The sequence below is a fragment of the Clostridia bacterium genome (assembly GCA_035561135.1).
Classification (GTDB): Bacteria; Acidobacteriota; Terriglobia; order Terriglobales; family Acidobacteriaceae; genus DATMYA01.
The window spans coordinates 154,250-176,441 of sequence record DATMYA010000048.1; the positions used below are offsets into that span (position 1 = coordinate 154,250).

A 22,192-nucleotide genomic window follows, 5' to 3' on the forward strand; every position below is an offset into this window, starting at 1 on the left:
GAAGGCGTGCCCCTTCACAAAATCTACCATTTCAGCAAGCTGTGAACTTTGGCCGGATCGTGCTACTTGGCCGCTTCCACCACATCGCCCGGATTGATGTCTTCGAGCGCCGAGGTCACCATGACGGTGGCCGTATCGGCCGTCGTGTTGAGCACCATAGCTTCTCCGACGCCACGATACGGCAATTTGCGCAACTCGCGTTTGCCGATTTTAATCGCATCGGTCTGTGTGTCCTCGCGCGCCGGAGCGTCCAGCGAGACGGCATCCGACGGAGGCATTTTCTTCGGATCGTAGTTTCGAGAAATCCGCACGTAGTCTCCGGGCTTCAAGCCTTGATCAGACCCAATGTTGATGTAGAGCTTCTGCGTGACTCCGAGAAACTGGTCGAACCCGCGTCCCATTAGAACCCGGCCAGTCGACCCACTGGACGGCATGAAATGTTCGAATGACGGACGTTTGGCGAACACCACGTTCGGTCTATCGACGAATGGAATCACGGTGTCGCCAGCAACCATCGGTTCGCAACTGAATTCCACCATCGCCACTGCGATGCTTTCTTCCAAGCGTATGACGCGCACGCGCCCTAAGTCGGCGAACAGATCGCCCGACCGGCGCAGCAACTTGTTCTGACCCGGAAAGATTTCGTACTGGTTCGGGTCGCGCTGCTTTCGGATCACTCTGTATTGGGTTCCAACCGAATATCCGGAGCCCTCCAGGTAAATCAATTCGCGCTCGGAGAAGCGTGCGGCATGAGGAGCCTGGTAGCCGGCGACGATGTGATTGGCTTTCGGGAATTCTTCGCGCGTCACAAACCCGGCACACTGAATATCCGAGTAGCTTGGTGCCGCCGCACGTTCGGCGATGTTGCTGCTGAACATCTGCGGCGGGGTTGCCTGTTGCGCGTCTGCCGCGGGCGCCGCGTCTTGCGCCAGCGCGCTCGCACACAGAATCAACAGCATAGAAGCCAATTTCTTCATAACTCCTCCGGATGCCGGCCCGCTCTGCGCTTGACCGGAACTGCGTCCCCAGTTCTTTGGCTCACAGCTCTCTTGATAACTTACCAGCGCCCAAGCTGCCGTTCGAATCCTAAGTGTTATCCTTGAACTCAGCAGCTCCTATCCTGCACTAAGACGGGCACTTGCACCGTACGCTAAGATTCGCGCACCTTGCCAGCCGAAACCGTAGCAAAGGGAACCCCGAGAAGCAAGGTTACCTCAGGACGCCGTATTAACCGTCAAGGTACGCTATCGCAAGTTTTCTGCCGCCCATGCAACTGAGGGGTTGCATCTCTTTTGGTGCATCTGTACCATCACGACGCGAGAAAATGAATGACTCCCCGACAACTTACGCCAGGCGATTGCTGCCAATACGGCTGCCGAGAGTCTGCGTAGCCGTTACCGGATCCGACATTAACGAGATGGTCGAGAAGGCCGAATCGCTGGTCCGCGACAATCCGCTGATCGAGTTTCGGCTCGACTATCTCAAGAATCCTGCGACCGCTTACCAGCGCTTGCGGCGTCTGTTCGAGTACCGTCCCGACGCCATAGCCATCGCGACCTGCCGCCGTGCGGTGAATGGTGGCAAGTTCCGCGGCTCCGTCGCCGCCCAGCTCGAGATCCTAACGAAAGCCGCTGCAGCTGGCTGCCAGATGGTCGACGTGGAACTCGAAACCGCCGCAGCCCTGAAGCCTGCCGAAATCGAGAAGCTGCGTTCTCGCGCCTCGCTCATCCTGTCCCATCACGATTTCCGGGCCACGCGCAAGATTGACGAGACCTTTGACCGGATGAAGCAGTTCCCCGCCGACTTCTTCAAGGTCGTCACCACCGCCACGAGTCTTTACGACAACGTGTTGATGATGAAGTTCCTGCAGCAGAACGGCGATCGCCACTCTCTCATCGGCCTCTGCATGGGCGAGCAAGGCATTATCAGTCGCGTGCTCGGTCTCCGCGCAGGTAGCGCGTTCACGTTCGTCGCCGCCAGTGCAGGCGAAGAGACTGCCCCCGGACAGATCACCGCGCGCGAACTGCGCGACACCTACCGCATCGAGCAGGTCGATGCCGCCACTCGCGTATACGGCGTGGCCGGCGACCCCGTCTCGCAATCCCTCTCGCCCGTCATGATGAATGCGGCCTTCCGGCGCGAGAACGTGAACGCCGTCTATCTCTCGCTACACGCCAAAAGCCTCGATGACCTGCTCCGCTGCGTGCGCGACATTCCCATCCATGGCCTCAGCATCACCATGCCTTACAAGCAGGCCATCGTTGAGCATCTCGATAACAGCGACCCGCTCACGCAGAAGGTTGGCGCCTGCAACACGGTCGTACGATCGCAGGACGGCAAGATCTACGGCTTCAACACCGATGTCGCCGGAATCATCAGTCCGCTCGAGCAGCGCATCGCGCTCAGCGGCGCTCGCGTGCTGGTCATCGGCGCTGGCGGAGCCGCACGTGCGGCGGTATTCGCCCTGCGCAGCCGCAATGCCGAAGTCTTCATTCTGAACCGCACCGCGGCCAACGCACAGAAACTTGCACGCCAGGCGCACGCGAAGACCGTTAAACGCGCAGATATCAAAAAGCTCAGCTTCGACATCATCATCAACGCCACTCCGCTCGGCATGGGCGCCAACAAGCAGTCGCCGCTCGATGAGAAGGAAATCCGCGCCAAATATGTTTTCGATCTCGTCTACAACCCGGCGGAGACGCGCCTCATGAAGATGGCGCGCGCACAAGGCCTGCATGTTATAGGTGGAATCGAAATGTTCGCGAACCAGGGCGCACGACAATTCGAGATATGGACCGGCAAGCCTTCACCCAAGGACGAGATGCGCTACGTCGTCAGCCGTGCCTTAGAGGACCGAGCAGCCTCCGAAGAGAAGACGAACGGAAAACCCGCAGCGAAAGCCGCGACCAAAGCCGTCGCCCGCACGGCCAACAAAACTGTTCAACGCAAGAAGTAGAATTAGCGAGCGCAGCGCAGCTTTTCGGCGCTCGGATAACGCTCTATTTTGATTTGTGCTCTCAGGAGACTTCTTTTCGCTTTGCGGCGATCTCTGAGTAGAGCACTACGCGATTCCGCCCGCGAGATTTTGCTTCATAGAGTGCAACGTCGGCGAACTCTATCAGGTCGCGCTTGAACTGCGCGTCACGGTCGAAACAAGCGATTCCTATGCTGACGGTCACGTGTTCGATCTCGCTTGGCGAACCAGCAAAGAATTTTGCCTGCTCGATCGCACGGCGTAATCGTTGTGCCACAAGCAGAGCGCCTGGGCCGCTGGTTTCCGGCAGAATGATTACGAATTCCTCGCCACCATAGCGGGCCGCCGTATCAATTTCGCGCATGTCCTTCATCAGCATCGAAGCCACGTCGCGCAGCACCTGGTCGCCCACGTGGTGGCCGTAAGTGTCGTTGAACGTCTTGAAAAAATCGATGTCGATCATCAGCAGCGACAGGAGCGTTTTTTTACGCTCGGCGCGCTTGATCTCCAACTCCAGTTGTTGTTCGAAGTATCCGCGAGTTTTTAGCCCCGTCAGGTAGTCTGTGAATGCGAAGCGGATCAGCCCTTCGTTGCCGAAGTCTCGCGTCAGCAGGTTTTCGGCGACCAGCGTCAGAATCCAGAGCAACTGTGCGTCTTCCTGGGTAAAGCTGTCCGGATCGGCACTGTAGAGTTGCAGCGAGCCCATCACCTTGTTGCTTACGAGCAGCGGCACCACCAGTGCGGCCTTGCAGTTCAGGCCTGCGAGCAAAGCGTCCGCCTGCACGTTGCACCCGGTGGTCACCAGCAGCGGACGGCCGTATTTTGCCGCCCAGAAATTCAGAATGTTCCCCCTCGTGTACGTTTCCAGATCGGGATCTTCCATGCCACGAGTCACACGCAAATGCATCTGCTGCTGGTCTTCGTCCCAGAAGTAAACCATGCCACGACGGAAGCTGGCGATCTCGGATGCAAAGTCGCAGAGCATGTTCAGGGTGGCATCGATTTGCATCTGCAAACCGGCCAACATGCTCAGGCGCAGCAAGACGTTCACCTCCCGCCAGCGTCGTGCAACCGTCTCTTCGCCCAACTCCGAAAAAACCTCGACTACAAACTTTTCAGGAGGACAAGAGTCAGCCGCTGTGTAATCTAAGGACATTCGATGGGCTCGTACCAGCGTACGTACACACTCCTAGCTCAGCCGTACATGGCAGCACGAAGTCTGCCAATCTCCAGTATCGATACTTTCCATGCGGCGCTTTACTGTGCAACTCCTCTTTCCTTTAGCGACTCCCAATCAGCCAAACAACTCACGGATTCCCAGCGAGGCCCGTAGCAGAGTTACCCATTGCAAACGTACGAGTTCCCGAATTGTGAAAACCGGGCGTCGAAGAGGGAATGCAGATTCACACTTTAGTTCCGCCGGACTCGATATCAGGTAACTCGAGCCTAGTAGAATCAGCGCCCTACGGAACTTGCCCATTTTGGAACAGGTCGTGCAGCTACTCTCGCCGGAGTAGATACGGCGGAGTAGATATTGCTATTGCAAGAAGATAAAGAATGGAGGTTCCCGGTGCATGACGATTTGATTGCCGAACTTAGTCACCAGATCAATAGCCCTCTGGCCGCTATTCGGAACGCGATCTACCTGGCCGCGAGCCGCACAGCCGATCTAGAAGTGCGGCGATACTTGGAACTAGCGGACTCGGAAGTGGTTATCATCGCCAGCGCCTTGCGGAATGCCCGCAGCTTCCATCCAGCAGCAAGGAAGGCGCAGGGCTCGGCTGACATGCAGGCGCAAGCGGCAAGTACGAAAGCAAAACGAGTAGCAGCAGCGTAGCCCTCCCCCTAAGTAGTCTCCCCTCAAGATGATGCCAATCTGTAGAGCAGCGAATACGGCGCTGCGTGCTTAAATGCGAGTTTGTTGTCAACGCCGGCTACGAAAATGAATTGATAGGGGCTTTAAAAGCAAACTACTCCCGACGGAAACAAGTCACCGCCAGTATATGTATGAAGCAAATCACCCGTGCGGCGGCAATGACCTTTATCTCGGGTCCGCGACTTCGTTCCCGGCCCCGCCCAACTCGTGAAGTCTTCCTTCAAGCTTCCGGCACAGGCCCGCTGATGATGTGCGTTTTTGCTGCGAATGCCGCTGCGAACCGTGTGCTGTCTTCCAGAGCGTAGCGCAGTGGAGTCGCGGAGTCGAAGGACCCCTATCATCTGCACTGAGCTGGCAAAAGGGGTCCTTCGACTCGGGCTTACGCCTTTGCGAAAAAGCTCGGCAACTCAGTAGGTAGCTTAGTAGGTCAGTAGGTCAGTAGCTCAGCGACTTAGTAGCTCAGTAGCCCCGACTGCCTGCCTTTAGCGCCTGCGCAGTCGTCTGCTGCCTGGTGTGCCAAATGCCGCGTCCATACGGCACTTCCATTGCTATTTCCGCATCACAGGATTACTATGATGATGGACCTGATACCGTCCACTTTCTGCGATATTCGTTCTTCTCACCGCGTAGCAGTCGGCCCACTGAACGGTTTTACCGAGGCGCGTCTCCCCCCGCCCGGGCGAAATTGGAGAGACGAAGATGGCGTGGTATGCATACTGCATCACTGAGCAAAGTATCTTTCAGAACGTTCGAGTCCGTCGCCCATTCCCCATTGAGAATCTTCGAGGCATCAACGGGACGCCCGTGTTTGGCTATCCGAGCGGCGAGTTTGCTGTGATCGTCAGCGAATACTCGCACGAATCGGCGCTCACACAATCCTCCGTGGTGGAACACGCGCGTGTTGTGAGCGAGTGTTTCCGCAACTCCACCGTGCTGCCATTCCGGTTCGGCACCATTTTCGAGAACGACGACGCGCTTCGACAGGCGGTTCGCACCAACCGCAAGGCTTTCGGAGATAGCGTAGCGCATCTGCGCGGCAAGGCCGAAATGCACATCAAGGTCACCGTGCGTGGAGATGGTTCAATTCAGACCTTTTCCGACGTGCTGCCGGCGCAGGCTGGCGGCGAGTACCTTATGCGGTTGCGCGAGAAAGCCAGTCGCGATCGGGAACGGCAGACCAAGGCACGCGCACTCTCGGTTCAGGTGCACAAGCTTTTCAATCCGCTTGAAGAAGAGGTTAGTTGCAAGAAAGTTGTTGCGGGCGGCATGACTATCGACATCGCCCACCTGATCGACACCAAGCAGATTGAGAAGTACCAGAACCGCTACAGCACTGCCAGTCGCCAACTTAAGAATTGCGAATTGGCGATCAGCGGCCCCTGGCCGCCTTACCACTTCATGCCTGGCAAACTACGAACAGTCGGGAACGACTGATTTGGGGAATCCAAGAAGGCGGCCATCCAGGCCGCCTTTCACTTTGCGTAATTGAGCCACTGAGCTGCTGAGCCCCTAAAGCACCCAGCTACCCCGAAGAGTGGGCACTGCCAGGCTAACTTGGCAGTTATCATCCCCCTGTGCTGCCCAACGAAGAAAGCAATCCTTGGCTAGCTTTAGGATATTTTTGCCAATTCTTGGAATTTCTATAGAATGTCTGCATCTAAGCCGGTGGGTGTGGATGGTGGTGCCCCTCGGTCCCCCTCTGACGTGGCCCCGATCCACCGATCTCCACGCCCCGCGGGCGACCTTTTGTTGGATGTGGTGATTAACTCCTAAACAGGTTCGACTCCGTTCGTAGCGATTCCAGGTACGGTTTTCACAAAGTTCCATAGCCGCGGGACGAGAGAGATGTCACTGCGATTCCGCAGCTTGTATCGGAGGGGCTGAAGGAATGGTGCCGACGCCGAAGACGAGAGTGCTGGTGGTTGATGACGATGCCGCCACGGCCAGGTTTCTGAGTTCGTATCTGATTCGCAGGAATTTCGACGTAAGCGTCGCAGCGACGGGCGAAGAAGCCATTCGCATGTTCCGCGTCTACGATCCCACGCTAGTGCTGCTTGATCTCGCCATGCCGGGCATGAGTGGAATCGACACCCTTGAACGCCTTAAGCAGATTAAGCCGGAGGTTTCCGTAATCATGCTCTCTGCGCAGAGCAGTCCAGAGATCATCTTCAAAGCCTCCAAGCTCGGCGCGGACGATTACATTGGTAAGCCATTCGAGCCCAAGGAACTCGACCTGCGCATCAGCAAGGTTCTGGAAAAACAGAGACTCGTAACCGAAGTCACTCAATTGCGCGACCAGGTGCGCCGCCAGTCCGACTTCACCATGCTCTTCGGCACGAGCCCCAAGATGGAAGAAGTCAAGAACACCATCGAGCAGGTGGCAGACACCACCGCGACGGTCCTCGTACGCGGCGAAAGCGGCACCGGCAAAGAGGTCGTGGCGCGCATGGTTTACGCACAGTCATTGCGCCACGAGAAGCCGTTTGTGAAGGTAAATTGCGCCGCTATTCCACATGAGTTGCTGGAAAGCGAACTCTTCGGGTACGAACCCGGAGCTTTCACGGGCGCCAATCGCCAGAAGCTCGGCAAGTTCGATCTGGCAAACAACGGAACCATCTTCCTCGACGAGATCAGCGAGATGCACCCGTCGCTCCAGGCGAAGCTCCTGCACGTTTTGCAGGACGGCGAATTCGCCCGCCTGGGAGGTAAGCGCGATATTGCGGTCGACGTTCGCGTCCTCGCCGCCACCAACAAACCGCTCGAACGGGCCGTGGAAGAAGGCCTTTTCCGCGAAGATCTTTTCTACCGCCTGAACGTCGTTACCATACACATACCGCCGCTTCGCGAGCGCCGTGAGGAGATACCCATCTTCCTCGATTTCTTCCTGCGCAAATACAGCGAGTTCTATGGCAAAACACCGGCTCAGTTCAGCGACTACGCCGTCGGGCGAATGATGGAATATACCTGGCCGGGGAACATACGAGAATTGGAGAATCTCGTAAAGCGTTACACCATCGTGGGCAATGAGGCGCAAATTATCCGCGAACTCTCTACCCACAAACCCATCGTCTCGTCCCTGTCGGGGAATAGTCCCATCTGGGGCATTAAGGAACCGGCGATTGCTGCGCCGCCGCATAACTCGCAACCGGCTGTTCCCGCACCCGTCTCCAATGCCATGGGCGAAATCGAAATGCCTTCTCTGCTGGAGATTGGAAAACGCGCCGCCATGCTCGCCGAGCGCGAAGCGATTGAACGCGTACTTGCCCAAACGCGTTGGAATCGCAGGCAAGCCGCCAAGATCCTCAAGATCAGTTACAAGGCCCTACTCAACAAACTCAAGGCGATGGAAGAACAGAATCAGGCGAATCAGGCTAAGCAACATCCTGCTTAATAGTGGCACGTCAGTTCATATTGACATTTTGTGATAGTTGCGGATTTACCACACCGGCCTGTGCAAAACTCCTGCGGGACACTCTCTAAACGTCCAGACAACAATTGTTTCGGATTTCCCTGCGGCTACTTACCTTTGCAGCAAGTTTTGGATTCCTAAGTGCAACTTAGGTTCCCAACAAAAGAGGCCGTACAAGTGACTTTAACCCTCTTCCCAGTTTCTCGACTTCTCTCTCGACGTTCCGCTCGTCGGAACACCTTGCATCGCCTTCCCTGAACTCCCTCCCGCCCTTCGCCTCTTTTAAAGCGACCTTGAGTTATGGGTCGCTTTTTTCTTGGTTCCACTTGTTTCGAAGATTGGCGGCAAAACTAATACCCCGCAAACTCGACAAGATTTTCAATACCCGCATTTGCGATTCGATTGCGCCTCTGATCTCCGCCGACGATAATTGGCAGATGTTGCGCCGCATCGCTCTCGCGTGCTCTCTTGTCCCTGTTCTACTGAGTCTGCTTGTGCTTGGGGCGCTGACAGTGCCGCTGGCAGCGCAGGAAGGATCCGCAGGCAAAGCGGCCAGTCGAGGGATACGGTACCGACGCCTCCTGCCGGAGACGATCCAGGAGCGCCTCGCTGCCGCTCCGCGCAACAACGCCGTCCGCGGAAACCTGTTGCGCGAGTCGTTCTCGGCGGCGGGCTGCTCGCAAACATCGGAAGCCGTTGTGAAAGGCGAAAAGCTTCCCAACGTCATCTGTACCCTGCCAGGCAAATCCGACGGCGTCATCATTATCGGCGCTCACTTCGATCACGTCGTTTCAGGCGATGGTGTCGTTGACAACTGGAGCGGAGCTGCACTCTTGCCAAGCCTCTTCGAATCCGTGCGCGTTGACGAACGGGAGCACACGCTCGTGTTCATCGGATTCACTGCCGAAGAAAAGGGACTGATCGGCTCGAAAAGTTACGTGAAATCGCTGACGCGCGAGCAGCGGTCGAACATCCTCGCCATGGTCAACATCGACACTCTGGGCCTTTCGCCGACGAAGGTGTGGGGCTCGCACGCCGATCCGGCACTTGTTAAAGCGCTCGCTCACATCGCCAGCATGATGCATCTGCCGGTCGCCATCGTGAATGTAGAAAACGTTGGAAGCGCCGACTCCGAAGCCTTCCGGGAAAAGAAGATTCCTGCGATTACGATCCACTCGGTCACCGAATCGACGCTGCCAATCCTGCATAGCGATCGCGACCGTCTCAACGCTATCCGGCCCGACGACTACTACCAGTCCTACATGCTTCTGGCCGGTTACATCGTCTATCTCGACCAGAACCTTGACCGCACTCCTGCACCGGCAAACGTTGCGAGTGCGGGAGCCACAAGCACAACTCCTTCGGAACGCAAGTAGGCGCTTATCACTGCCGCGAGCACGATACACACCAAGTTATTTGTGATTCTTTCGTGCTGATACCTGCATCAAAACATTTTCAAAAGTGGCGCTTCTGCAGTTGACGCACTCCGCGGTCGCACATATGATTCCCGTTCTGGTTTGAGTCGCCGGGGCGCCGGGAAAGAGTTCATGGAAAAAAAGAAGCTGGAAACGTTCAAAAAACGACTCGAGGAAAGACAGCGCGAACTGCGGCACAACGTCACGCGCACGGAACAGGACGGCCGCAACGCCGATGTCGGCGATATGGCGCAGGACATTGCCGACCGTGCGTCCAGTTCCTATCAAAAGGAGTTCCTTTTCCATCAGAGCAATACCGAGCGACAGACGCTGCAAATGGTGGAAGGCGCGCTGAGCCGCATACGCGAAGGCAGTTTCGGCGAGTGTGTCTCGTGCGGCAGCGAGATCAATCCCAAGCGCCTTGAAGCCGTGCCCTGGACGCGTTTCTGTATCGCATGCCAGGAGAAGCTTGAACAAGGTCAACTGGAGCAGGAAACGGGCACGTAACTCCACCCTTGTCTCAAATAGTCGAAGAGGCCGCCCGCGGGCGGCCTCTTTTTGTGGGGTAAACGCTTCTTTGGGGCCAGCGCCGGGGTTACCTCGGTTGCGGCTCTTGTTGCTGTTGCTGCTGCTTCTTCTTTGCGCCACCCAGTACCTGGTTCAACAGATTGCCCACAGCTTCCGACGTGGAGTTCTGCTGCGTTTGCGGCTTTGCCTGCTGTTGTGTTTGGGTTTGCGGCTGTGCCTGTCCCGCCGGATACTGCTGGTTCGGCTTCGGCTTGCCGGTCAACGCATCAACAATCCCGGCAACTCCTCCTTGTCCATTAACTTGCCCGCCGCCTTTGTTTCCCATCACCGCTCCCAGTATCCCGCTGCTCAACTGTCCTGGATTCGAGAAGCTTGGCAGCAGGTTCTGCATCTTCATTTCCGCCACCTTCGCCATATCCGGCTGAAACTGTAGCTTCTGGAAGGTGCCGGTCACCATCACCGGCAGCACGAGTTCGCCTTTGTTGTTCGCCAGAGCAGTCTGCATGAAGCCGCCAACTCCGGTACCGCCAACCTGCTCGCTATACGACTTTGAGAGTACGGCCGTAACGCGCATGTTTACCGATTGGTCTACCAGGCTTACTGCGCCGGTGGCCGCCAATGTTCCTCCATCGATCAGCGCCTTCAGGTTATTGGTGGAGGCAACACCATTGCGCACATCGAAGTCACCCGTGAGTTGCGACAGGTTTGTGAAGTTCTGCGCCGTACGTCCCAAGGACTGGAACTTGCCTATCGCCGAGAGCTGTTGCAGCATGTCGACGTTTGCGAGCTTGCCATCGTGCAGGTTCAATGACATTCGCCCGTTCAGCGTTCGCGCAATGTCCTGCCCCTTCGGCACGGACGTGAATGTCGCCTGCGTATTCGCCGCCAGCAAACCATACAACGCTTCCTTCACCGAACTCACTGAAGCAAGCAGCTTGTTCGCGTCCACGTTTTGCAGACGCAGGTTCACGTTGTACAACGTCTGCGGCTGGCGCATGTCGAGCTCGATCGTGCCGGTCTCGTTGCCGCCGTAAACCACCGCCGTCACGGGCGCCAACCGAATCATGCCGTTGTTCAGGGTGACATTTGAACGAACGTTGTTCAGCGCCAACTGGTCGTACAGTACCGTACCGATCTGTACGGTGCCGCCACCCGTCATCTTCGTGATGATGCTTGGCTGCTGCGTTGCCGCTGCCTGCGCGTGAGCTTCGGGAATCAATCCGAGCGAGGCAGTCCTATGCGGGGCTGGCTGCGGCGCGCCCGCTCCCATGATCTGCTGCATTTCGATCACATCTAGCTTGTCTGCCGAGAGCGCGAACTGCACATTCGGCGCCTCGAAATTACGCATCGTCATCGTGCCGCTGGCGTTCGTGCTGCCCACCGACGCTGCCACATTCTCCATCACCATGGAATTTTTGGTAAAGCGCAGGTTTGCGTTCCTTACATTCACCGGACGGGCCAGCGTTGCCGTTTTCAGCGAAGCGTTCGCAATCTGCCCGGTACCACTGAAGTTCATGGCCGCTGAATTCTTCACCGGCCCGGTCGCATGCACATCCAGCGTGAGCGAACCGCTGCCGTTCATTCCATCTACGGCCGGCACTCCATAGGCTCGCGCCATGTTAATGAGTTCCGCGATGTTGGCATTCGCCGTGCGCAAGACTGCATCGATGGTGGGAGCCTTCGTCGTGTACTGTCCCAGGGTGAAGCGCCCGTTGACGCTAGTTCCGCCCGTTGAAGCCGTGAAGTCATTGGACCGGATCGCATCCGGAGCCAGCGCCAGCTCGATTGCGTTGACTTTAACGGGTTGCGGAAGATCTTTTCCGGTCACCACCAGTTCGCGCCAGGCGAGTGTTCCATTCATCGATGGACTCGATGTGGAGCCCTGGGCGTGCAGGTTCGCATTCATGCGTCCAGCCACCTGCATCGCCGGGCTGAACCCCACTCCAAACGCTCCCGCCAGCCGCGCCGCCTCCGCAATCGAGACGTCACTGGCTTGCACTCGCATGTCCATCAGTGCGGGCGTGTTGCGAGTGTTCACGCTGCCAGCGATGGAAAGCGGCGTATTGCCCAACCTGAGCGTGGCTCTTGTAATCTGTATTACGTCGTTGGTCAGATCGTCGCTCACGTCGTAGTCAGCAGTGATCGGGTATCCGACGTCCACGCCGCGAATGCGCGGATTCTCCAGTTTCAGCGAACCGCTCGACGCAAGCTTGCCACCTTCGTTCTTAAGCTGCGCCGTGCCGCTGACGATCGCGTCCGTTTTTTCAAGTGCCTCCGAGTTCAGAAACTTCTGCGCCGCCGAAAGCGAAACCTGCTCCAGTTTCAGCGTGCCATTGAACGACGTGTTCAGCATGCTCGCGTCGTCGATCGGTCCGCCTTTGCCATCCAATCGAGCAACCTGCTTACCCTGTCCGGGCAGGTGCGCCTCCATGACCACAGAGAAGGGCTTGCCTTGTGCGTAGTCTCGGAGAGTCAGATCAATGTGGTCGTACACCGCGCGGGACTGATGCTTTTGCAGATCCGTAACCGCAACGCTGCCGTCAATTATCTTCAGCACCGCCAATTCGAATTTCTTCTGCTGGTTGACCGGTTGGTTTTGTGGAGCCTGCGGCGGAGGCGTCGTGGCTCCGTTTACCGTACGGTTTCCCAACGACGCGAAGTTCCAAATGCCCTGCTGATTGCGCACCATCTCCACTTGCGGCTTGCGCAGCTCCAGTCTGCTGATCTCCAGCTCCTTTTTGAGGAGCGGGCCCAGCTTCGCCGTCACAAATAGTTCCTGCGCCTGTGCGAACGGACGCCCGGTATTGAAGCTCTTGTCCTCGCCGATGACGGCGTTCTGTACGCGGAAGGCCGGCGGGAACAGGCTCAAGTTCATTGCGCCCAGTTGCACCGGGCGGTTCAGCCGCTGCTCCAGTTCCGCCTGTATGCGCCCGCGATAACGGTTCACGTCTACAAAGCGCGGCAGGATGGCTGCCGCGAGTACCACAAGCACCAGCAGAACGAGGATTGCGATTCCCAATTTGCGCATAGAACCCCCTGTTCCGGGCACCAGCCCGGGACTCACGTTGTACTACCAACCCAATGACGAAGAGTGCGTGCTCTGTAAGAAGCTGGGGACCGGGGGCCGGTTGCACTAGGAGAGTAGCATTCGAGCGTTGCGAACGATGGATCGCCAGCCCATTCATCCTTCACAATGACCCGACAACTCGTTTCTGGTAAACTCAGTTGTTTCCGACCGTTAAGCTGCTCTAGGTAAGGACCTATCGTGCGTTATACCCGTCATGAACTAAAATCTGACAGATTCGCGGAAACGGCTGCCGAAGCCGTTCACTGGACTGCTGCCCACCGTTCAAAGCTACTGACCGGCGGCATAGCTGTCGCCCTCATTGTCGTGCTCGCAATCGGCGGTTATTGGTATGTCAATCACCGCAACAATCAGGCTGGCGTGGAACTTGGCAAGGCAATGACAATCTACAACGCGCAGCTGCGGCCCTCAAGCATTCCGGCAGATCCCAACGTGGTTAGCTTCACATCCGTTGAGGAACGCTCGAAAGCTGCACGGCATGAGTTTGCCCGCATCGTAGACAAGTACGGGTCCACGCACTCCGGCCAGCTCGCGAAGTATTTCGTAGCGCTTACCGAGCAGGACCTCGGCAACACCAGTGACACGGAGAAGCAACTGAAGGAAATATCAACGACGGGCGATGCCGATGTCGCAGCCCTGGCAAAGTTTGCACTCGCTTCCGTTTACCGCAACACAAATCGCGAAGCCGACGCCGTGCGTACCTACAAGGACATCATCGATCATCCCGCGCGCACCGTGCCCAAGGTAACTGCGCAGCTCGAGCTGGCCGATGTTTACGCCGCAACGCAGCCGGCGGAGGCTCGAAAGATATATGAGCAGATCGCCAAAGAAGATCCCAAGGGCCCCGGAGCGGAGATCGCCGCACAGCGTCAAGCTGCCCTGAAGCAGTAGGGTCGCGAATCGCGGTCGAGAGTCGCGAGTCTCGTGCAGGTCGAGTTCTAAACTTGAGGATTACGAGGGCGCCCACGAGCGCCCTGTTTTTTTGGTAGGCCTTTCTGGCGGGTCGCGACAAGGCCATTAAGCACTCTCCTTCGCGACAGCTCACGACTTGTGACTCTCGTGCAACACAGGCAACGTCTCGACGCGAAGCGCATCTTTAAGTGTCAGACGGCGCTACGTTTGTGACGTGCCGTCGTTGATATTTTCAGCGGCGATTCGGTCATCGTCGCACATCCGGCATTTCACCAGCTGTTGAGGAGGCACCTGCAATGAAGAGCTTCTTGTTTGGATTGGGTTTGGGTATCGGCCTTGGAGTCCTGTTCGCACCAATGAGCGGCGAGGAAACCCGCAGCAACCTGAGCGACCGCGCTAATGACTTAGCCAGCTCCGCCCGCGATAGTTTCGAACAGAACCGTGAGCGGATGCAGCGCGGCGTGGAAGCGATCCGAGGAACCGCAGAGCGCGCCGTCGGCCAGATGCGCAGCACCGGAACCGAAAGCGGAAGCGGGATGGGCAGCACCGGAACGACTAGCACAACCGGGCCCGGCGGTACGAATCTCTAACTTGCCGGGGATGTAACCAAGTCTCTCTCAATAAGGGCAGCCGTGGATTCGGTTGCCCTTCGTGCGTGTCCCTTCGTTACCTCGATTGTTAAATATTTATTAGGAACCGATTGGATTTCCTCAGTGGAGTTGCTATAGTGACTTCCTCATAAACGCCAAGTCCGGCAGCGCACTCATAGACCGGGCAGAACCGCGATTTCTGAACAGTTTGCGGCCGCATCTCGCACTCCCTCGATGTGAAGCCGAATTTCGCTTCGTCAGGACACCGTTAATGCGCGAACGCGGCTTTTCGCTAATCGAATTGCTGATCGTCGTTGCGATCATTCTCGTCATCTCAGCGATCGCTATCCCGAGCCTCATGCGCGCCAGGATGGCCGCCAATGAGGCCTCTGCCACCTCGTCCATACGCGCCATCAACACCGCGCAGACAACCTACTCCATAACGTATTCAACCCTTGGTTATGCCGATAACCTTGCCAAGCTTGGAGCTCCCGCGTCCGGCCCTGTCACATCGGACAATGCCGGCTTGCTTGATTGGGTCCTGGGCTGCGCATCGCAACCCTGCCCCAAGAGTGGATACAAATTTTCCATCATCAACGTCACAGGGAGTCCCGTCGTTAGCAGCTATGCGGTCACAGGTGTCCCGAGCAGCATCGGCCACACAGGCCAACGCGGCTTCTGCTCAGACAAGATGAACCCTGTTTACTTCGATCCGGCGGGCGGGACCAACTGCACAATAGGATTGCAGTAACGCGACCTTTCGTCTTATGCAGGGGTTCATTCCTTGACACCCCTGCACCATGGCCGCTATTCTTATGTCTTGTCCCGAGGAGAAATTCCCCATAAGACCAGCCGTTCGAACGTTATAGGTCCTGAGGGAAGCCCGATTCAGCGCGTTGCCGTCTGCCTTCTGGGTGACCCGACTCCCGCGGATGGTCAACCACCAAGCCCTTTGTGTATGTTGGGGTAGGTGTGTGGTTTGTGAAATGTTCATCCGAGCTCAAGATCTTGAAATCAGGAAGCTGCAATTCCGCGAGGAGTTACAGCCAGGCGTTGTCGACCTAGGCACCGGCGTGCGGCAGATTGCGCCATTGAAAACATCTGGCCGGGCAGAGGTTCTCCATGAGCACCACGGCGGAAAAGTTGTTATTTCCGACATCCGCCTGGTCGGCAAGCTTTCGACAAAAGTCGAGTGTGATTGTGCTCGCTGCCTCGAGCCCGTGCCACTGGAAATCACGCGCGAGTTCGATTTGCTGAATCGTCCACTCGGCTCGGACCGCCGCGGGGACGAGGTCTCGATCACTGAGGCTGAGACTGAGATCGGTTACTACGAAGGCGAAGGGCTGCTACTCGAAGACGTTTTGCGTGAACAGCTTCTGCTCGCCTTGCCACTGAGGATGGTTTGCAGCGACGATTGCAAGGGCATCTGCCCGCAATGCGGACGCAACCTGAATCTTGGCGCTTGCAATTGCGAACAGCACATACCGGACCCGCGTTGGGATGCGCTGAACGATTTGAAGAACAGATTGAAGTAGAACGGGCGTCGCGACGCCCGACAGTTCAGCAGTTCGCGGAGCCCACGGGCGCCGCATTACGGAAAGGTTTTAGCCATGGCGAATCCTAAACGGAGACACTCCACGCGGCGCACCGCAATTCGGCGCTCGCACGACCACCTCACGGCCCACTCACTCTCTGAGTGCCCCAACTGCCACGAGAAGAAGATGCCCCATCGCGCCTGCCCCAAGTGCGGTCATTACAAGGGCCGCGAAATCGTGGAACTCGAGCCGGCGAAGTAACCGCCAGCCTCCGAATCGATGCCGACTACCATAGCGGTTGACGCAATGGGCTCGGATCGCGCGCCCAAACCTGAAATTGAAGGTGCGATCCTCGCCGCTCGTCATTGCGATGTCCGGGTTCTGCTGGTTGGCCGCGAGGATGTGATTCGTGCCGAAATGGCGCATCACCCCTCTGGCCGCCACTTACCCATCGACATCGTTCATTCGAGCGAAGTAATCGGCATGCACGAAAAAGCTGCGCAGGCAGTACGCTCCAAGCGTGACTCCTCCATGCGCGTTGGCCTGCGACTGGTCCGCGAAGGCAAGGCCGACGGATTTGTCAGTGCCGGGAATACCGGCGCGGCCATGGCGACGGCCAAAATGGTATTGGGCGCGCTGCCGGGCGTTGACCGTCCTGCGCTCGCCGCCGTGTTTCCCACCGCAGCCGGAACCGCCGCCATCCTTCTCGATGTCGGCGCAAACGTGGACTGCAAGCCTTCCAACCTCCAGCAGTTTGCCATCATGGGCGAGATTTACTTCCGCAGCATCTTTGCCGGACGCTTTGCCCACTCAGCGCAGCCGCGCGTCGGCCTGCTCTCAATCGGCGAAGAAGAGAGCAAGGGAAACGATCTCACTCGCGAGGCTTTCAAGCTGCTGAAAGATCTGCCACTCAATTTCATCGGAAACGTTGAAGGCCGCGACCTCTATAACGGCAACGTAGACGTCATCGTCTGCGATGGCTTCGTCGGCAACGTCGCCCTGAAGATCTCAGAGGGCCTTGTGGAAACCGTTCGCGCCATCATCAAGGAATCCCTCCAGGCCACCATCACCCGCCAGGTCGGATACCTGCTCGCACGCAAAGCATTTGAGGATTTCAAGAAGCGCCTCGACTACTCCGAATACGGCGGAGCACCCCTGTTAGGGCTCAAAGGCGTTGCAATCGTCAGCCACGGCTCATCTAACGCGAACGCCATGAAGAACGCCATCCGCGTCGCCGCCGAATTTGCCAATACGCGCCTCAATCGCAAAATCGAGCAGCAGATCCAGGCCGCAGAAGCCTCCCTCGCGAACCACAGCAACGCAACGACCCCGGTCGCCGAACCCCGCTAACCAAGTTTTATGCCCCGCCCGCCCTCGTCAAGCTACTGAGCGGCTGAGTCGCTTAGTTACTGAGTCGCTGAGCCAGTCTGGAATTTTCTGAGCTATCGAGTTTCGTTGTCTTCCTGCGCGGAGCGACGAAGCCGCCGAGTCGAAGGCCCGCTTTCATCGGCAGTGAGCCGGCAAAAGGATCCTTCGACTCGGGCTTACGCCCTCGCTCAGGAAGACTAAGCTTTTCTCGTAGCTCAGCTCAGCAGCTAAGCAGCTTTCTGCCGCTCGGCCCAGTGGGTTCGAGATTACAAATTCGCAATTACAAATTCGCAATTACAATTCCTATTTACCTCGCACTCAAAGGACACTTATGACTCATCGTCTTCCCTCTGTCGCATTCCTCTTCCCCGGGCAAGGCTCTCAGGCCATCGGTATGGGCAAGGAACTTGCTGCCATGTATCCCGTGGCGCAGCAAACGTTTGACGAAGCCGACGAGGCGCTCGGATACAAGCTATCGCAGGTTATCCTGGAAGGTCCGGAAGACAAGCTGCGCCTGACCGAAATCACGCAGCCCGCCATCCTTACCGTCAGCGTTGCTGCTTGGCGCGTGCTCGAATCCATTGGACTCATTCCCAGCTACGTCGCCGGACACAGCCTCGGCGAATACTCCGCGCATGTCGCCGCCGGAACGCTCTCCTTTGCCGATGCAGTCCGCACGGTGCGCAATCGCGGAAAGTACATGCAAGAAGCCGTGCCGGTCGGCGTGGGCGCCATGGCCGCGATTCTTGCGCTGCCGCTGGCGGATATCGAAGTCTGCTGCCGCGCGGCTACGAAAAACGGCGGAGTGTGCGAGGCCGCCAACATCAACTCGCCCGACCAGGTTGTGATTTCCGGCAGCAAGGCCGAAGTCGAACGCGCCGCCGACGCTTGCAAAGAGATGGGCGCGAAGCGCGCCGTCATGCTCCCCGTCAGCGCACCCTTCCATTGCGCGCTCATGCAACCTGCGCAGGACCGCCTCGCCGGCGATCTCAAGGCGCTCACCTTCAATGCGCCTTCTGTGCCAGTTATGTGTAACGTGGATGCAGCCCCCGTCACCACGTCCGAAGCCGCGCGCGACGCCCTCATCCGCCAGGTCACCGGAGCAGTGCAGTGGGAGAAGTCGATGCGCGGATTTATCGCGGACGGCATCGATCAGTTTGTGGAAGTTGGTCCAGGCAAGGTCCTCTGCGGCCTCATGCGCCAGATCGATCGCTCAAAAACTTGCCTCAACGTAGAAGACGAAGCCTCTCTGCAGAAGGTGAAGAATCACTTCAGCGACGGCAAAAGCAAGCCTGAGTAGTCGTCCTCACAAGAGCGGCAGGCGCACCGCCGGTCAGCCCGAGGTCACGCCGCTTTTGCGGTTCCCCGAACAAACCGCAAACCTGTCCAGAACATCAAACGGAGCCGGAGAGACTTACTTGAGAAACTTACCTCTGGTCGCCACACTTTGTTTCGCAGCCGCATGTCTCATGCTGTCACCGAGTGTTGCCCACGCGCAGCAGCAAGTCGATTTTGCTTTCGGCGTAGGCACGACTACGTCGCAATCAGATTCAAACTTAGCTGCAACTCAGAACCTGGGCGGCGGAGCTTTTCCGGCCTTCAGCGCAGATTTGCTCTTCGGGCATGGCTTCGGCGTTAACGGCGAGGTTGCCTGGCGCGGGAGCCAGAGCTCCTACCAGCAGATTCAGCCTTATCGCCCAATCTTCTATGACGTCAACGCGATCTGGGTGCCGCAGTGGAAGAGACTCGCAGGCGAACTGATGGCCGGGATTGGTGGCCAGAGCATCCGTTTTTACCAGCCCTATTTCGTTTGTAATTTCACCGGTTGCACCAACTACACCAGCGTCAACAACTTCATGGGACACTTCGCAGGTGGCGTTCGATTCTATGTCTCCAGCCGTATCTTCGTTCGCCCGGAGGCGCACCTGTACCTGGTACACGACAACTCACTGTTCAATAGCGGACGACTAGCACGCTACGGTGCGTCGATCGGATACACGATTGGAGCCCGGGAGGAGTAGCCGTTGCGTCGTGCCTCGTCCTGCTTCCGCGAGGCTCGCTGCGTCCACGTTAGATTAGAATGGATGCGGTCATGCTTCGCCGACTCACCCTCGGGGTACCGATTCTCGCCTGCGTACTGCTGGCGTTCGTCCTCGTCTGTCCGGCGACTGCGACACCAACCGCCGTGGTCAAGATCAAGCAACCGGGTGTGATGCGTCTGTTAGTTGCGACCGTACTCCGTCCGGCGATCCTCCCCGAACCATTCGCCCTGGCATTTGGGACGCCTGTACCAACGATGCGTCGTGAACGTCTGCTTGAGATGACCTGCACTCTCCTCTGCTAGTTAGCGCAACCTTCGCTGCCGGATTCGATGGGCCCTGGGAGATGACATGAGCATTCATCATTTCGCGTTGCCATTCAATCTCGCAGATAGATGTTGCGAGTTGTGCCGTTACTTGCGTCCCATAACTCAATTGCATACGGAACCGTTTAACTCCTTCATTCTGAAAGTGGACTAGTTCAACATGACGCCAGAGCCAAGATTCTTTGTTGACTTCGCATACGTCTTTGTCGCCGCCCTCGCGGGAGGGCTTCTCGCAAGACGCCTGCGCCAGCCGCTTATTCTTGGCTACGTCTTCGGTGGCATCCTCATCGGACGATTCACGCCCGGTCCTGCGATTTCGGACCTGCACTTTCTTGAAATGCTTGCGGAAGTCGGCGTCATTCTGCTGATGTACTCGATTGGAATCGAGTTCTCAGCACGGGACCTGCTTCGCGTCAAATGGGTTGCCCTGCTGGGCGGCTTCCTGGGCATCCTGCTTTCGATCGCCCTAGGTTTAGCGGTTGGACATCTGCTGGGCTGGACTACTGCGCAGGGGATCACCATCGGAGCTGTTATTTCGGTTGCGAGCACGATGGTGCTGTCACGCCTGCTCATCGACCGCGGCGAGCTCCATTCGCGTCACGGCAGTGTCATGATCGGCATAACGCTCGTAGAGGACATGGCAGTCGTTGTCATGACCGTCCTGCTGCCTTCGCTGTCATCGATTCAAAATGGCAACTTCCTCGCAATTGGAATCGCGTTTGGCAAGTCCGCACTGCTCCTCATACCGATCGGTTTCATAGCCTACAAACTTGTCCCGCCGATCATGACGCGCGTCGCGCGCACACGCAGCCAGGAATTGTATCTGCTTGTTGCGCTGGCCCTGGGATTCGCGACTGCTGCCGTGACACAGGCCGTCGGCTTCTCTCTGGCTCTTGGCGCGTTCCTCGCAGGCATGGTCATCAGCGAATCGGAGTACGCGCACCAGACACTCGCGCAACTGCTCCCGTTGAGAGACGCGTTCGTCGCTCTTTTCTTTGTCACCATCGGAGCTCTCATCGACCCTTCCACCCTGTTCTCGAACCTGCCGTTACTGGCGACGCTCGTTGCACTCGTCATCTTCGGCAAGTTTGTGGTGTGGGGTACGGTTGTGTTGCTATTCGGCTACGGCGTGTGGACGGCTATCCTCGTCGCCGTTGGACTGACCCAGATCGGAGAGTTCTCGTTCATCCTCGTGCAAGTCGCGCGCAATGCCAAGCTGGTTGGCGACGACGTATATAACGCCACCCTCGCCACCGCACTGGTCACGATTCTGCTCAACGCTCTTCTAATGCGGTTTGTCCCGGCTATCATTGGGCGATATCGATTTGCCGCGGAGCACAACGCGCTCGGGGGCGCGACCGTGGAGAAACTGCACGACCACGTTGTCCTATGCGGATTTGGTCGAGTCGGCAGCGTCGTTGGAACCGCGCTGGAGACCTTTGGAACTCCCTATGTAGTAGTCGAGATCGATCCTGACATTGTGAAGACTCTCCGCTCTCGGGGCGTTCCGGCAATTTTCGGCGACCCCGTTCACGTAAACATCCTGGAGGAAGCTAACGTAGCGGACGCGGCGCTGGTCGTCATAACACTGCCGCAACTCGACCGCGCTCTGCTCGCCGCAGAAATCGCAAGGCGGCTCAATCCGACCGTCCCCATCATTGCCAGGGCACACGGAAAGCAGGACCGCGATGCGCTCATAGGCATCGGAGCCACGGAGATAGTTCAACCGGAAGCCGAAGCATCGCTCGCACTCATTCGCCGCGCGCTGGACTACCTGAAGGTACCGGGCTCCAAAGCTGCGGCTTACCTTTCAGAGTTCCGCAGCGCCGTCGAACTCGCTCACTACGAACCGCGAGAGACGCTGGCGGGCTTGCCCCAGGTTCGCGAAATTCTGATAACACCGGGAATGGCCACCGGCGAAAGCATCGGTCAGCAGCACGTCCGCGAGCGTTTTGGAATTACGATTCTTACGATCACGAAAGAACAAGACACCGTGATGAATCCACCGGCTACGGCGCGTTTCGAGGTTGGCGATAGACTTCGAGTCTTCGGATTGGCGGAACAGATCGATTCATTCGACAAATCGCTGCGGACCCCAATCAGAGCCGAAGAAGCTAAACAGGGTTGAAAAGCTC

The 22,192-nt window shown here is 57.6% G+C and carries 19 protein-coding genes; 16 read left to right on the top strand and 3 right to left on the bottom strand.

The genetic code is table 11. The annotated features are described in order from the left end of the window. Positions 1-62 precede the first annotated feature (62 nt). A complete protein-coding gene (locus tag VN622_09925) occupies positions 63-977 on the bottom strand; it encodes a hypothetical protein (GenBank protein ID HWR36174.1) in 915 nt (304 codons plus the stop codon). Between the two features lie 347 nt (positions 978-1,324). Here VN622_09925 and aroE point away from each other — a divergent pair, with 347 nt between their 5' ends. Further along, the gene (aroE, locus tag VN622_09930; GenBank protein ID HWR36175.1) at positions 1,325-2,956 is read left to right on the top strand and encodes a shikimate dehydrogenase; all 1,632 of its coding nucleotides are present in this window, start codon (positions 1,325-1,327) and stop codon (positions 2,954-2,956) included. A 61-nt stretch (positions 2,957-3,017) separates the two neighbouring features. On the opposite strand, the gene VN622_09935 is transcribed toward aroE, so the two are convergent. Then, positions 3,018-4,130, bottom strand: a complete 1,113-nt coding sequence (locus tag VN622_09935; protein ID HWR36176.1) for a sensor domain-containing diguanylate cyclase — start codon at positions 4,128-4,130, stop codon at positions 3,018-3,020. A gap of 414 nt (positions 4,131-4,544) precedes the next feature. Between VN622_09935 and VN622_09940 the strand changes: the two genes are divergently transcribed. The 5 genes from VN622_09940 to VN622_09960 all read left to right on the top strand — a co-directional run bounded on the left by VN622_09940 (position 4,545) and on the right by VN622_09960 (position 10,181). Continuing rightward, positions 4,545-4,811, top strand: a complete 267-nt coding sequence (locus VN622_09940; protein HWR36177.1) for a histidine kinase dimerization/phospho-acceptor domain-containing protein — start codon at positions 4,545-4,547, stop codon at positions 4,809-4,811. A 738-nt stretch (positions 4,812-5,549) separates the two neighbouring features. After that, positions 5,550-6,284 carry a GvpL/GvpF family gas vesicle protein gene (locus VN622_09945; GenBank protein HWR36178.1) on the top strand — a complete coding sequence of 245 codons (735 nt, stop codon included), beginning with the start codon at positions 5,550-5,552 and terminating at the stop codon, positions 6,282-6,284. A 454-nt stretch (positions 6,285-6,738) separates the two neighbouring features. After that, positions 6,739-8,241: a sigma-54 dependent transcriptional regulator gene (locus tag VN622_09950; protein ID HWR36179.1), complete on the top strand. Its 1,503-nt coding sequence runs from the start codon at positions 6,739-6,741 to the stop codon at positions 8,239-8,241. A 356-nt stretch (positions 8,242-8,597) separates the two neighbouring features. Continuing rightward, the gene (locus VN622_09955; protein HWR36180.1) at positions 8,598-9,635 is read left to right on the top strand and encodes a M28 family peptidase; all 1,038 of its coding nucleotides are present in this window, start codon (positions 8,598-8,600) and stop codon (positions 9,633-9,635) included. Positions 9,636-9,806: 171 nt separating this feature from the next. After that, positions 9,807-10,181 carry a TraR/DksA family transcriptional regulator gene (locus VN622_09960; protein HWR36181.1) on the top strand — a complete coding sequence of 125 codons (375 nt, stop codon included), beginning with the start codon at positions 9,807-9,809 and terminating at the stop codon, positions 10,179-10,181. 88 nt (positions 10,182-10,269) lie between these two features. Here VN622_09960 and VN622_09965 read toward each other — a convergent pair whose 3' ends face one another. Beyond that, a complete protein-coding gene (locus VN622_09965) occupies positions 10,270-13,230 on the bottom strand; it encodes an AsmA family protein (GenBank protein HWR36182.1) in 2,961 nt (986 codons plus the stop codon). A gap of 237 nt (positions 13,231-13,467) precedes the next feature. Here VN622_09965 and VN622_09970 point away from each other — a divergent pair, with 237 nt between their 5' ends. From VN622_09970 to VN622_10015, 10 genes are all read left to right on the top strand, one after another. Further along, a complete protein-coding gene (locus VN622_09970) occupies positions 13,468-14,178 on the top strand; it encodes a tetratricopeptide repeat protein (GenBank protein HWR36183.1) in 711 nt (236 codons plus the stop codon). A 317-nt stretch (positions 14,179-14,495) separates the two neighbouring features. After that, positions 14,496-14,789 (top strand): YtxH domain-containing protein, encoded by a 294-nt coding sequence (locus VN622_09975; GenBank protein ID HWR36184.1) that lies wholly within the window; start codon positions 14,496-14,498, stop codon positions 14,787-14,789. A 271-nt stretch (positions 14,790-15,060) separates the two neighbouring features. Continuing rightward, complete coding sequence (locus VN622_09980; GenBank protein ID HWR36185.1) at positions 15,061-15,540, top strand: type II secretion system protein; 480 nt, start codon at positions 15,061-15,063, stop codon at positions 15,538-15,540. A 235-nt stretch (positions 15,541-15,775) separates the two neighbouring features. Then, on the top strand, positions 15,776-16,324 hold the full coding sequence (locus VN622_09985) for a DUF177 domain-containing protein (GenBank protein HWR36186.1): 549 nt from the start codon (positions 15,776-15,778) through the stop codon (positions 16,322-16,324). Between the two features lie 75 nt (positions 16,325-16,399). Next, complete coding sequence (gene rpmF, locus VN622_09990; protein HWR36187.1) at positions 16,400-16,585, top strand: 50S ribosomal protein L32; 186 nt, start codon at positions 16,400-16,402, stop codon at positions 16,583-16,585. An 18-nt stretch (positions 16,586-16,603) separates the two neighbouring features. Further along, a complete protein-coding gene (gene plsX, locus VN622_09995) occupies positions 16,604-17,674 on the top strand; it encodes a phosphate acyltransferase PlsX (GenBank protein HWR36188.1) in 1,071 nt (356 codons plus the stop codon). Between the two features lie 349 nt (positions 17,675-18,023). Next, positions 18,024-18,992 (top strand): ACP S-malonyltransferase, encoded by a 969-nt coding sequence (gene fabD / locus VN622_10000; GenBank protein HWR36189.1) that lies wholly within the window; start codon positions 18,024-18,026, stop codon positions 18,990-18,992. Between the two features lie 169 nt (positions 18,993-19,161). Then, positions 19,162-19,713, top strand: coding sequence for a hypothetical protein (locus VN622_10005; GenBank protein HWR36190.1), 552 nt, complete (start codon positions 19,162-19,164; stop codon positions 19,711-19,713). Between the two features lie 71 nt (positions 19,714-19,784). Next, positions 19,785-20,036, top strand: coding sequence for a hypothetical protein (locus tag VN622_10010; GenBank protein HWR36191.1), 252 nt, complete (start codon positions 19,785-19,787; stop codon positions 20,034-20,036). 181 nt (positions 20,037-20,217) lie between these two features. Beyond that, positions 20,218-22,185 (top strand): cation:proton antiporter, encoded by a 1,968-nt coding sequence (locus VN622_10015; GenBank protein HWR36192.1) that lies wholly within the window; start codon positions 20,218-20,220, stop codon positions 22,183-22,185. The last annotated feature ends 7 nt before the right edge of the window (positions 22,186-22,192 follow it).

Coding starts and splice junctions, on each gene's coding strand:
- VN622_09925 (HWR36174.1), bottom strand. CDS start 977: ATGAAGAAATTGGCTTCTATGCTGTTGATTCTGTGTGCGAGCGCGCTG.
- aroE (HWR36175.1), top strand. CDS start 1,325: ATGAATGACTCCCCGACAACTTACGCCAGGCGATTGCTGCCAATACGG.
- VN622_09935 (HWR36176.1), bottom strand. CDS start 4,130: ATGTCCTTAGATTACACAGCGGCTGACTCTTGTCCTCCTGAAAAGTTT.
- VN622_09945 (HWR36178.1), top strand. CDS start 5,550: ATGGCGTGGTATGCATACTGCATCACTGAGCAAAGTATCTTTCAGAAC.
- VN622_09950 (HWR36179.1), top strand. CDS start 6,739: ATGGTGCCGACGCCGAAGACGAGAGTGCTGGTGGTTGATGACGATGCC.
- VN622_09960 (HWR36181.1), top strand. CDS start 9,807: ATGGAAAAAAAGAAGCTGGAAACGTTCAAAAAACGACTCGAGGAAAGA.
- VN622_09965 (HWR36182.1), bottom strand. CDS start 13,230: ATGCGCAAATTGGGAATCGCAATCCTCGTTCTGCTGGTGCTTGTGGTA.
- VN622_09975 (HWR36184.1), top strand. CDS start 14,496: ATGAAGAGCTTCTTGTTTGGATTGGGTTTGGGTATCGGCCTTGGAGTC.
- VN622_09980 (HWR36185.1), top strand. CDS start 15,061: ATGCGCGAACGCGGCTTTTCGCTAATCGAATTGCTGATCGTCGTTGCG.
- VN622_09985 (HWR36186.1), top strand. CDS start 15,776: ATGTTCATCCGAGCTCAAGATCTTGAAATCAGGAAGCTGCAATTCCGC.
- rpmF (HWR36187.1), top strand. CDS start 16,400: ATGGCGAATCCTAAACGGAGACACTCCACGCGGCGCACCGCAATTCGG.
- plsX (HWR36188.1), top strand. CDS start 16,604: ATGCCGACTACCATAGCGGTTGACGCAATGGGCTCGGATCGCGCGCCC.
- fabD (HWR36189.1), top strand. CDS start 18,024: ATGACTCATCGTCTTCCCTCTGTCGCATTCCTCTTCCCCGGGCAAGGC.
- VN622_10005 (HWR36190.1), top strand. CDS start 19,162: ATGCTGTCACCGAGTGTTGCCCACGCGCAGCAGCAAGTCGATTTTGCT.
- VN622_10010 (HWR36191.1), top strand. CDS start 19,785: ATGCTTCGCCGACTCACCCTCGGGGTACCGATTCTCGCCTGCGTACTG.
- VN622_10015 (HWR36192.1), top strand. CDS start 20,218: ATGACGCCAGAGCCAAGATTCTTTGTTGACTTCGCATACGTCTTTGTC.